A 12,235-nucleotide genomic window follows, 5' to 3' on the forward strand; every position below is an offset into this window, starting at 1 on the left:
TAAAGTTTAGCATAAAACTAAACCCAATAACTACAAAATAAAACCACCAATTAGGGAAGTGTACTTTTGGGTGAGTTAACTATTCTTTATTAACTCTAATGTTTTTTTTCGTTGAATTTTCCCCGATTTTGTTTCAATGAATTTTGAAACAGCAAATATGGCTTTTGGCCTTTCGTATTTGTCTAAGCCATCAAAAACACTGTTTTCTAAATTGTTTTTATCATCTTCAATAACCAATACCACTTTTTCTCCTAATGTATCATCTGGAAGTGCGGTGACAAAAAATTGTTTACTTATCAAGCTTCTAAGCTTGTTCTCAATTTGTTCAGGATATAATTTGATGCCTCCAGAATTAATTACATTATCAAATCTACCCAGCCATTCAAAACTGGTTTCAGAATGTATTTTAACCAAGTCGTTAGTAACTATTTTTTCATCTGAAAGATGTGGCGCATCAATAATCAAACAATTCCTATCATCGGTAGTAACCTTAATATCTGGTAATGTTTTAAAATGAGACCTTGTATTTACATCTGAATCATCAAAATTATTAAGTTTTTTTACTGCAATATGAGACACGGTTTCTGTCATCCCATAAGTTTCATACACTTTAGGTATTTTGTCTTTAATCAATTCAATAATGGCATCCGAAACTTGTCCACCACCAACAATAGCTGTTTTAATATTCTTTAAATATTTAGCAAAATTTTTAAGTTGCATGGGCGTAAAAGCACAAAAGGCATAATCTTTTTCATAATCAATTAATGGTAATGCAGATGGTTCTACCATATCTAATTCCAGACCCAAAATAATGGCTCTAACAATCATCATTTTACCCGCAATAAAATTTGATGGTAAACAATGTAGCACCTTATCACCTGGACTAAGATTAAAAAAATCGCCTGTTGCAATGGCAGAATTTACCATAGCTTCTTTTTTGATTTTTAGATTTTTGGGTTTACCAGTTGACCCAGAAGTTTTGACAATTACATAGTCTTTCTCATCCAACCAATATAACAGAAAATTACCCAGTTCTTGTTGGTATGGCTCGCCTTCCTTTACATAACTATAAGCCACATCCATAAGATCTTCGTGCTTATAGCTAATATTATCTAGTTTAAACTTTAAGTGTACTTTGTTATAGGTTGGTATCATAATTCTTTAAAATATTATTATTTTCTTGGAGTGACTCTATTACTTTTCCGAATAATTTTTCTTTCCAATCTGTCCATTTGTATATTTTAGACAAAATGAAAAGTAGTATTGGAAATACAATAAATACTGGCATAAAAATTTCTGTAAAACCCATTTCGGTTGGATCAGACATGTCTTTTAAAATAGAATGTGTTTGAAATGCTGTCCAATCTGCAGTAACTAATAATGCTGTAAACAGATTGTTTGCTGCATGAAAACCAAGGGCTAATTCCATACCTTCATCCATTAAGGTTATAATACCCAAAAACAAACCTGTTCCTATATAATAAACCATAATAATATATCCCAATTTATCAACTTCTGGATTTGCTATGTGTAATAAACCAAAGACTAAAGAGGTTGTAATTAATGGTATCCATTTATTCCTTACTATTACTCCAATTCCTTGCATTAAATAGCCCCTAAATAAATACTCTTCAAAGCTTGTTTGGAGTGGTACAAAAATAATGGCTATTGCACATAAAATTAAAAATGGCACTAATTTGAAGTTTATCTCATAATCTCCTGGAGACATCAAATAATCTAGTATCACCAAGCCACTTGAAATAATGCCCCAAACAAAAAATATGAGCCAAAAGCGTTTCCAGTCTATCTTTTTTCTTGATGTGGTTAAACTGGTTAACGATTGATTATGCAAATATTTAACTACCAATAGCAACCCTAATAAACCGACAGCAAATGATAATAACATTAAAAACAGATTCAGATTTGGTTCCAAAAGCGTCATCATTTTGGTTTCATCCATACCAAATAAATTATCGCCATTTTTTACAGCTCTAAGCATTACTGCTGCCGTAAAAGGAATTTGTCCTATTATTACAGCAATAACAATAATTACAAGTCCTACTAAATACCGCCACCAATCGTGTAATATATTAAATGCTTGAGCTATATACATGTTTATAAATTAAATTTCCAAGTTGTTTTATTGTTGTACTGCAAAGTACCGTTTTTTACTTGTAACGGACAATCAAAATTGTTAGTAAATAAACCGCCCGTACCCAAACCTTGCGGTAATTTACTTTGTTTTGTATAAGTATATTGCGCAATGGCATTTAAGCCCACATTACTTTCCAAAGCGCTGGTTGCCCACCAACCTATTTGGTTTTTTTCTGCTATTTCAATCCATGTATCACTGCCTTTAAAGCCACCAACTAAACTTGGTTTTAAAATAATATATTGCGGTTTTATGGTTTGTAGCAACTTTTCCTTTTGAGTTACAGAAAACGCACCTATTAATTCTTCATCTAAAGCGATGGGAAGCGGCGCTTCTTCACAAAGTTTAGCCATAACTTCTACTTGCCCTTGCTTTATGGGTTGCTCTATGGAGTGAATCTCTAAATTTGATAATATTTTTAATTTTTCTAAAGCTTCGGAAGGAGAAAAAGCTCCATTAGCATCTACACGAAGCTCCATATCTTTTGAAGTGAATTCGTTTCTAATGGATTTTAAAAGATTGACTTCCGTTTGAAAATCTATCGCTCCAATTTTCATTTTAATACAATTAAAACCTGCTTCAATTTTATCTTGAATTTGTTGTTTCATAAACATTTCAGAACCCATCCAAATCAATCCATTTATAGCGATTGAATCTTCACTTTGTGTGAATTTTGAAGGGAACAATTCAAAAGGTGTTCTGCTTTCTAAAGATTTAAAAGCCATTTCCAAACCAAATTGTATGCTTGGGAATTCAATTAATTCAAGCAGTAAATCTTCTAAGCCCAAATATATGTTTTTACAAACCCACTGTAGCTTTTCTTCGTAATCTGGTCTGTCATCAACCGATAATCCTCTGAAAATACCACATTCTCCAACACCTTGTTTTTCTTTAAAATTTAAAATAAGAAAATAGGTTTCTTTTGTTTTTAGAACACCTCTAGAAGTACCACTGGCTTGTTTAAAATTTAAAAGGTGTTTTTTGTAAGAAGCTTTCATTAAAATTACGAATTATCAATTTGGAATTACGAATTAGAATTTTTGCTTTTCATCGTCTTTTGAATACTTCCTATTATTCTAGGTCATTCTTCAACATCTATAAATATTTTAATCGCTTTTTCTTAATCTAAATAATTCGAATCTCTTAATAAAAGAAGCCAATATTTAGTTTCTCTTGCTTCTTTATACGAAATTGTAAGTTTAAGCATAAAAATCTTTTTCCGATCAACCTGCTATAGCTTCTTCAATATTAGCTCCGATAGATGTACCACTTCTAAGCAATTCTTTTAGATAGAACAAACCCTTTTTTATCTTTACTTAAGCATTTGTGAATTTTAACAATCTGTAAAATAAAAGAATAGGTTTTAATTTGAATAATATTTTCTTTCATTTGCAATGTTAGTTCGTAATTCCAAATTGATTATTCCTAATCAAAAAAATTACAATTCTATGCTTTCACCAATTTCTAAAAGCATCAAATCTTTGCCTTTATCAAAAAATTTACGCTTTGCTTCTTCGTGGTCAATTTCAATATAGCCAAACGTATCAAAATGATAACCTAAAACTTTATCGCATTTTACAAAATCACTCGCAATAATGGCATCTTCAATTCCCATAGTAAAGTTATCGCCAATTGGTAAAATGGCTAAATCTAAATCCGTTCTCAAAGGAATAAGTTTCATATCGAAAGTTAACGCCGTATCTCCAGCTATATAAATATTTTTATGCTCGCCTTCAATTACAAAACCTCCGGGTTGTCCGCCATAATTGCCATCAGGAAACGATGACGTGTGAATCGCATTTACGTATTTTACGGTTCCAAATTCAAAATCCCAACTACCACCATGGTTCATGGGGTGGCCTTCAATACCCAAAGCTTCAAAATGGGATACTATTTCAAAATTAGAAACAACTATGGCATTGGTACGTTTTGCAATAGCTTCGACATCTAAAATGTGATCTTGATGTGCATGTGTTAACAAAATATAATCTGCTTTAAGCGAATCAATATTAACATGTGATGCTTTGGGGTTTGCCGAAATAAATGGGTCTACAAGAATATTTACGCCGTTAACTTCTATGCCTAAACTAGCGTGACCGTAAAATGTTATTTTCATTTGATTTACAATTAATTTTTAAGCAAAGTAAAATACAAAAAATTTATAACAAATGCCCTATCCCCATTAGTACGGCTAAAAGCACTGTTGATAATGCCACTTTTTTTAATTCTGGATCCAATAATTTAGCATCTGTGTTTTTCAATACTTTTTTAATATGAATGATTAAAGGAATATATACCACTATAAACATTAAATTATAGAATGAAGTGAAATATAATATGCCGAATAACCCCGATAGAACAATTGCTAAACTAATTATTGCTGCATGATATACTTTAGCATTATCAATGCCCATTTTAACTACTAACGTTATTTTATTTGATTTTTTATCTGATTCAATATCACGCATGTTATTAAGATTTAAAACCGCTGCACTTAACAAACCAATAGCAATTGCGGGCAAAAACACCACATGATCTATGGTTTTCGCATATAATATGTAACAACCTATAACACTTACTAAACCAAAAAACACAAAAACATAAACATCACCTAACCCTTTATAACCATAGGCACCATTACCAACCGTGTACCTTATGGCCGCAGCAACAGACGCTATGCCAAGTAAAAAGAAAACAACCGTTAAAAAAAAGTGCTTTACACCAAATGCACTGAAAATTAGAAAAAATGCGAGACCAATAGAAATTAGCACGTTTACTTTTATGGCATTAAACATATCTTCTGGAGAGATTTTACCTGTTTGAATAGCACGTTCAGGACCAATGCGGTCGTTATTATCGGTACCTTTAATACCGTCTCCATAATCGTTTGCTAGGTTCGATAAAATTTGAAAACTTAGGGTTGTTAAAATAGCCAATGTAAAAATTAACCAATCGAAACAGCCATTATATTCTGCAAAACAAGATGCTAAAATAATTCCTGAGATTGATAAGGGGAGCGTTCGTAAACGCATGGTTGAAATCCAAATAGAGATATTCTTCATACTATGGAATCCATTTTTTTACAAAATTTGGCTTACGCTTTTCAAGAAAAGCATTTCTACCTTCTATAGCTTCATCGGTCATATAGGCTAAACGAGTTGCTTCACCCGCAAACACTTGTTGACCCACCATGCCATCATCAGTTAAATTCATAGCGAATTTAAGCATTTTTATAGAGGTTGGCGATTTTGCCAATATTTCCTGCGCCCACTCATAAGCAATTGTTTCTAATTCGTTGTGTGGAACAACGGCATTAACCATACCCATTTCAAAAGCTTCTTGAGCGGAGTAATTTCTTCCTAAAAAAAATATTTCGCGTGCTTTTTTCTGCCCGACCATTTTAGCTAAATATGCTGAGCCATAACCCCCATCAAAGCTGGTAACATCGGCATCGGTTTGTTTAAAAATGGCGTGTTCTTTACTTGCCAAGGTTAAATCGCAAACCACGTGCAAACTATGCCCGCCACCTACTGCCCATCCTGGAACTACTGCAATGACCGCTTTTGGCATAAAACGTATTAAGCGTTGTACTTCTAAAATATTTAATCGATGATAACCATCTTCACCTACGTAACCTTGGTGCCCTCTAGCTTTTTGGTCGCCACCTGAACAGAAACTCCAAACCCCGTCCTTAGTTGATGGTCCTTCGGCCGATAACAATACCACACCTATATTTACATCTTCATTAGCATCGTAAAATGCATCATACAGCTCGCTTGTGGTTTTTGGTCTAAAGGCATTACGCACATTTGGTCTGTTAAACGCAATACGAGCCACACCATTACATTTTTTATAAGTAATATCTTCGTACTCTTTAACAGTCTTCCAATTAACTTGCTCCATTTATATTATTTTGTTCAAAAATAATTTTTATTTAATTAAAACGCTTGTTTCAAATTAAAAAATAATTTTCACGCATGCTTTTTATCATAACCATTTTATTTAAACCAAAAAAAGCTTGAAAAATAATTAAAAACATAAAACTTGCTTCCTTTTTTTGATATTTCTAAATAAGTAGAAGCACTTATTTATTTGTAGTCTTTTATTTAGTATTTTAGTAATCAAATTAATTTTTATCTTAGCAAAAATACATTTCAACTTGTTTTTATGTATATTGCCGAGTAATTAACCCCGAGCTTATGTTATTTAAAATTACTATTTTAATTTTTTCCTTAGTAGTTTTTAATTTTTTATTGTTAAAATTTAGTAGCAATAAAACGGTAAAACAACCAAAAGTAAAAAAAATGCCATTAGTACTTAAAACTGAAACTACCACTGAACAGGAACTTGAAAAACTTGCTCCAACAGGAAGTTAGTTTTACTAAAATGCTTGTTACCAAACCAATACCCTCTGTTAGCACTTAAAGGCGATGGATGGCCTGAAGTTAATACAGTGTGCTTCTTAGTGTTAATTAATTTTTGTTTTTGTTTAGCATAGCCTCCCCAAAGCAAAAACACGACGTTTTCCTTTTTATCGCTAATCGTTTTTATTACCGCATCGGTGAATAACTCCCAACCTTTTTTTTGATGACTTCCAGCTTGATGCGCCCTAACTGTTAAAGTTGCATTCAATAACAATACGCCTTGATCTGCCCATCTCATCAAATTTCCGCTTTTAGGGTATGGAATTTCCAAATCTGTTTCAATTTCTTTGAATATATTAATTAAAGAAGGAGGGTGTTTTATACCATCATTAACAGAAAAACATAAACCATTGGCTTGACCCATATCATGATATGGGTCTTGACCAATAATAACAACTTTTACATCATCAAAATGGCAATGATTAAAAGCGTTAAAAATTTGATTCCCAGGAGGAAAACAAGTATAACTTCTATATTCCGTTTTTACAAAATTCACCAAATCCTTAAAATAAAGCTTATCAAATTCTGTTTCTAAATAAGGTTTCCAACTTTCGTGTATATCAACAATCATTTTATAAATCTAAAAATCAAACTAAAATAATACTATCTTTAATCTAAATAAAATTATTTGAGATTGAAAAAAATAAAATTCCCTACCGCACAAACCATACTTTTTATTATTGCTGGTTTAGTTGCTGTTTTAACTTGGATAATTCCTTCGGGAAAATTTGATTCTTTGGCCTATAATAAAAATGAAAACATTTTTACTAAAACCAGTTTAGGAGCAAATACAACATTTGTTGCAACACAAAATACTTTAGATAGCTTAAATATTAAAATCCCTTTAGAGAAGTTTACTAGTGGAGATATTTGGAAACCTATTAGCATCCCAAATACATATCATAAAGTTGAAGCAAAACCTCAAGGTTTAGTAGCTTTTATTCAATCACCCATAAAAGGTATAATTGAAGCTGCCGACATCATTTTTTTAGTATTATTCATTGGTGGTTTAATAGGAATAATGAATTATACAGGAGCTTTTGATGCTGGTATTTCTTGGCTTGCCGAAACATTAAAAGGTAAAGAATTCATTTTAATCATATTAGTTACCGTATTAATTGCTATTGGAGGTACCACTTTTGGTCTAGCAGAAGAAACTATCGCCTTTTATCCCATTCTTATTCCCATATTTTTAGCTGCAAAATATGATGCCATGGTAGCCTTGGCTTGCATTTACTTAGGTTCATCCATTGGAACAATGTGTTCAACAACCAATCCGTTTAGTGCCATTATAGCTTCAGATGCTGCTGGTATTAATTGGACTACCGGATTAACTGGGCGTCTTATTATGCTGGTTTTAGGAACACTTATTTGTATTATCTACACAATCAGATATGCTCAACGCGTTAAAAATGATCCATCAAAATCTGTTATTTTCAATCAAAAAAAAGCTATTGAAGCTATGTTTGGGAATACGACTCATTCTACCGTTAAACTATCCTCCCGTTTACGACTTATTCTTTTTGTGTTCACCATGTGCTTTGTTGTTATGATTTACGGAGTGTCTCAATTAGAATGGTGGTTTTTAGAGATGACAGTTGTATTTTTAGTTGGTGCTGTAATTATTGGATTTTTAGCCAAAATTGACGAATACACCTTTATTGATCTTTTTGTTAAAGGTGCAAGCGATTTACTTGGTGTTGCCCTTATAATTGGTATAGCTCGAGGGATTACCGTTTTAATGGACGATGGTCAAATAAGTGATACGCTATTATATTATGCCAGTAATACCACAAACGGTATGAACAAAGGACTCTTTATTAATGCCATGCTTTATATTTATGGTGGGTTATCGTTTTTTATACCTTCATCTTCAGGAATGGCTGTATTAACAATGCCTATCATGTCTCCTTTGGCAGATGGTGTCGGAATAGGGAGAGAACTCATTGTAAATGCGTATCAATATGGCATGGGATTGTTTGCTTTTATAAATCCAACGGGACTCATTTTAGCATCACTTGCTATTGTAAAAGTAGGTTATGATAAATGGCTGAAGTTTGTAATGCCTTTGGTTATTATTTTATTAATTTTTACTATGACTATGTTGACTATTTCGGTTTATTTATAACCAATTTTATAAGCAACCACTTTATTACCGAAAAAAGTAGGTATTAAAAGGATGTTTTTTTCTGGAATAATACCTATATCCGCAGCATTAAGTTTTTCATCTTTAGTATCCAGTAGTTTAGTTGCTATAGCACCCGATACGCTTTTATCAACAAAAAAAAGTTCTCCTGGCCATGTAGAAGCTAGATAACCTTCTTTTATAGATACAATACCATCACCTCCAACAATACCAGTAGCTATAACACTGTGTTGCTTTGTTTCTTTATCTATGGTTATAAAATCGCCTTTACTAAATGAAACTACTAGAATTCGATCTTTTTCAACCAGTATGCCGTTAGGGTTTACTCCTTCTAAATCTAACCATAATGAAACTTCATCGTTTGCAAGCTTGTAAACTTTGCTATCTCTAGAATCAGTAAAATAAACATCTCCATTCGTATCTATATCCAAATCATTCAAAAAAACAGCGTTTTCAACACTAATTCGCTTTTCAATAGAACCAGATTTTATATCAATTTTAATAATGGCATCGATATCTGTAACATATAATTTATCATTATAAAAATGGGTGCCTTTTGGCGCACTCATACCTGTAACCCAGTTTTGATTAATAATTTCACCTTCAATATTGATTATGGACATGCTTCCGTCTCCATCTTTTTCACTTGGAGGCACACCACCTATGTTTGAAACATATATAACACCTTTTTCTTTATTGTACCTAACAGCTTCACAGGTTTTTAACAACGTGTCCGTTTCCCATAGTTTCGTTAAAATTACTTCTGTTTTAGTAGGTACTTGTGCTATGGCTTCTTTTTTGTTATGCTTACAAGAAATTAAAACTACCATGTAAATTGCTAGTAATAGAGAAGAATATTTCATTTTTAAATAATTAATTAATAGTGGGTTATATGACTACTAAGATAATATTTTTACCAATAATTCTTTTAATAAATCACCTTGCGGAACGGCATTAGAGCCAACGCCTTTGCTTTTTACATCAAACTCTCTAAGGGTTGACACCACTTCGCTTACTTTCCTCATGGGAAAATTTCTAGCAGCCATAACATAATCATTTACAAAATATGGGTTCACTTTTAATGCTGAAGCCACATTTCGTGGCGATTTATCATTCAAACCATGAAAGTGAAGTAGTTGTGAAAAGAAACTAAACAATAAAGACACGGTAACAACCATGGGATTATCCTTTGGGTTTTCAGCAAAATAATTAACAATCCTGTAAGCTTTAAGCGCATTCCGTTCTCCAATAGCATGGCGTAACTCAAAATTATTAAAGTCTTTACTAATACCTATATTTTCCTCGATATGTTCTGGTGAAATCTGGGTGCCTTTTGGTAGAATTATTTGAAGTTTATCTAATTCATTGCTTATTTTACTCAAATCAGTACCTAAAAACTCCACCAACATTTGAGCTGCTTTGGGTGCAATAGTGTAATTTTTTGTTGATAGCACGCGGCGAATCCAATCGGCTACCTGATTTTCATACAGTTTTTTACTTTCATAAACTACACCGCTTTTTTGAAGTGTTTTATAAAGCGATTTTCGTTTATCGATAGTCTTATACTTATAATTAAATACTAAAATAGTGCTTGGTTGTGGCTGTTTAGCATAATCTACCAACTTTTCTATGGAGCGTGATAAATCTTGAGCTTCTTTAACAATAATCACTTGGTGTTCTGCCATCATTGGGTAACGTTTGGCATTGCTAACAACATCTTCAATAGTAACATCACGACCGTAAAGCACCATTTGGTTAAAACCTCGTTCTTCTTCACTTAAAACAGTATCTTGAATAAAATCTGAAATTTTGTCAATATAATAAGGTTCTTCACCCATTAAAAAATAAATGGGTTTCAACTTGCCGTTTTTTATGTCGGTAACTAATTCTTTTACTTCGTCCAAAATTGAAAAATTCAAATTATAAATACCAAATCCAAACATTTATACTTTTCAAGATTTGGTATTTGATTATTGAAGCTTAACTTTGAAAACTAAATACATCTATGTTGCAAGATCTTAATTTTCCAAAATTTTCGTTTCGATTCAAAAATAGCGAAAATAAAATTTCTATTTTCGATTGTATACGCAAAAAGTTTGTGATTTTACAACCCGAAGAATGGGTGCGCCAACACTGTATTTTATATTTAATTGAAGAAAAAGGATACCCAAAATCTTTAATAAATATTGAAAAAGAACTGATTGTTAACGATTTAAAAAAACGTTACGATATTGTTATTTTTAACACCAATGGAAGCATCCATTTAATTGTAGAATGTAAATCGCCATCAATTACAATCAATCAACAAACATTCGACCAAATAGCACAGTATAATCGCGTACTTAATGCTACTTATTTAATGGTAACTAACGGATTAAATCATTATTATTGCCAAATGGATTTTAAAAATGAACGTTATGATTTTTTAAAAGACATCCCTCGTTACAATTAACAATGGATAATTAACAATTAATAATGGGAATTGATACCGAAGATAATTTAAAAATTGCTATTGTAATCCTTAATTGGAACGGTAAAAAATTATTAGGACAGTTTTTACCTTCTGTAATAGAGCATTCAAAAGAAGCGACGGTTTATGTTGTTGATAATGCTTCAACCGATGACTCTATAAATTTTGTTAAAACAGCCTTTCCATTAATCAAAATAATTCAAAATACAGAAAATGGTGGCTATGCAAAAGGTTACAACGATGCCTTAAAACATATTGAAGCCGATGTTTTTTGTTTACTTAATAGTGATGTAGAAGTTACTAAAAATTGGCTCTCGCCTATTATTAAAACATTCAAGAACGAATTTAATACCGCCATAGTTCAACCTAAATTATTGGATTTTAATAAAAGGGATTATTTTGAATACGCAGGAGCCGCAGGTGGTTTTATTGATAAATATGGTTACCCCTACTGCAGAGGACGCATTTTTAATACCATTGAGAAAGATAACGGACAGTACAACGATACTGCCGAAATTTTTTGGGCATCGGGAGCCTGTTTGTTTATTAGAAAGCATGTGTTTAATGAACTAAACGGGTTGGATGAAGCTTTTTTTGCCCACATGGAAGAAATTGATTTATGTTGGCGTGCCAAAAACTTAGGATATACTGTTAAATACATTGGGCAATCTACCATTTACCATGTTGGTGGTGCTACGCTTAGCAATACGAATCCTAAAAAAACCTTTCTTAATTTTAGAAACAGCTTATTTACAGTAACAAAAAACGCCAAAGGAAACATCTTTTTAATTATTCTAACGCGATTGGTTTTAGATGGTATTGCCGGAGTTAAATTTCTATTTGAAATGAAGCCAAAACACACTTTATCAATTTTAAAAGCACACTTTAGTTTTTACAGGCATTTTAAACAACTCTTAAACAAAAGAAAATCAACAAACAACAAAATAGCATATTACCAAAAAACATCTGTTGTTGCACATTATTTCCTACATAAAAAGAGGTTTTTTAAAAGTTTATAACTTTTTAGTAAAAGTTTTGTTAAA

General features: G+C 32.0%; 13 protein-coding genes. 3 read left to right on the forward strand and 10 right to left on the reverse strand.

Annotated features, from left to right (window positions below):
• Positions 1-75: 75 nt before the first annotated feature.
• The 8 genes from VP395_RS10605 to VP395_RS10635 form a co-directional block, all read right to left on the reverse strand.
• A complete protein-coding gene (locus VP395_RS10605) occupies positions 76-1,155 on the reverse strand; it encodes an AMP-binding protein (RefSeq protein WP_346241985.1) in 1,080 nt (359 codons plus the stop codon).
• Entirely contained in the window at positions 1,139-2,113 is a 975-nt protein-coding gene (locus VP395_RS10610; protein ID WP_346241986.1) for a CPBP family intramembrane glutamic endopeptidase, read from the reverse strand. The genes VP395_RS10605 and VP395_RS10610 overlap by 17 nt, the downstream gene beginning before the upstream one ends.
• Positions 2,114-2,115: 2 nt before the next feature.
• Positions 2,116-3,150, reverse strand: coding sequence for an o-succinylbenzoate synthase (locus VP395_RS10615; RefSeq protein WP_346241987.1), 1,035 nt, complete (start codon positions 3,148-3,150; stop codon positions 2,116-2,118).
• Positions 3,151-3,272: 122 nt separating this feature from the next.
• A complete protein-coding gene (locus VP395_RS15830) occupies positions 3,273-3,359 on the reverse strand; it encodes a four helix bundle protein (RefSeq protein ID WP_379884339.1) in 87 nt (28 codons plus the stop codon).
• Positions 3,360-3,590: 231 nt separating this feature from the next.
• A complete protein-coding gene (locus tag VP395_RS10620; protein WP_346241988.1) occupies positions 3,591-4,268 on the reverse strand; it encodes a metal-dependent hydrolase in 678 nt (225 codons plus the stop codon).
• Between the two features lie 43 nt (positions 4,269-4,311).
• On the reverse strand, positions 4,312-5,214 hold the full coding sequence (gene menA / locus VP395_RS10625; protein WP_346241989.1) for a 1,4-dihydroxy-2-naphthoate octaprenyltransferase: 903 nt from the start codon (positions 5,212-5,214) through the stop codon (positions 4,312-4,314).
• 1 nt (position 5,215) lies between these two features.
• Entirely contained in the window at positions 5,216-6,055 is an 840-nt protein-coding gene (locus VP395_RS10630) for a 1,4-dihydroxy-2-naphthoyl-CoA synthase (protein WP_346241990.1), read from the reverse strand.
• Between the two features lie 426 nt (positions 6,056-6,481).
• Entirely contained in the window at positions 6,482-7,147 is a 666-nt protein-coding gene (locus VP395_RS10635; protein ID WP_346241991.1) for a uracil-DNA glycosylase, read from the reverse strand.
• A gap of 63 nt (positions 7,148-7,210) precedes the next feature.
• Here VP395_RS10635 and VP395_RS10640 point away from each other — a divergent pair, with 63 nt between their 5' ends.
• Entirely contained in the window at positions 7,211-8,704 is a 1,494-nt protein-coding gene (locus VP395_RS10640; RefSeq protein WP_346241992.1) for a YfcC family protein, read from the forward strand.
• Here VP395_RS10640 and VP395_RS10645 read toward each other — a convergent pair.
• Together VP395_RS10645 and holA are read right to left on the reverse strand one after the other, a co-directional pair.
• Positions 8,695-9,585, reverse strand: a complete 891-nt coding sequence (locus VP395_RS10645) for an SMP-30/gluconolactonase/LRE family protein (RefSeq protein WP_346241993.1) — start codon at positions 9,583-9,585, stop codon at positions 8,695-8,697. The two genes, VP395_RS10640 and VP395_RS10645, sit on opposite strands and share 10 nt — an antisense overlap.
• A gap of 36 nt (positions 9,586-9,621) precedes the next feature.
• Positions 9,622-10,626 carry a DNA polymerase III subunit delta gene (holA, locus tag VP395_RS10650; protein ID WP_346241994.1) on the reverse strand — a complete coding sequence of 335 codons (1,005 nt, stop codon included), beginning with the start codon at positions 10,624-10,626 and terminating at the stop codon, positions 9,622-9,624.
• 104 nt (positions 10,627-10,730) lie between these two features.
• Between holA and VP395_RS10655 the strand changes: the two genes are divergently transcribed.
• Positions 10,731-11,174: a type I restriction enzyme HsdR N-terminal domain-containing protein gene (locus VP395_RS10655; protein ID WP_346242072.1), complete on the forward strand. Its 444-nt coding sequence runs from the start codon at positions 10,731-10,733 to the stop codon at positions 11,172-11,174.
• Between the two features lie 23 nt (positions 11,175-11,197).
• On the forward strand, positions 11,198-12,211 hold the full coding sequence (locus VP395_RS10660; protein WP_346241995.1) for a glycosyltransferase family 2 protein: 1,014 nt from the start codon (positions 11,198-11,200) through the stop codon (positions 12,209-12,211).
• The last annotated feature ends 24 nt before the right edge of the window (positions 12,212-12,235 follow it).

Origin of the sequence: Mariniflexile soesokkakense (assembly GCF_039650365.1) — a bacterium.
Classification (GTDB): Bacteria; Bacteroidota; Bacteroidia; order Flavobacteriales; family Flavobacteriaceae; genus Mariniflexile; species Mariniflexile soesokkakense.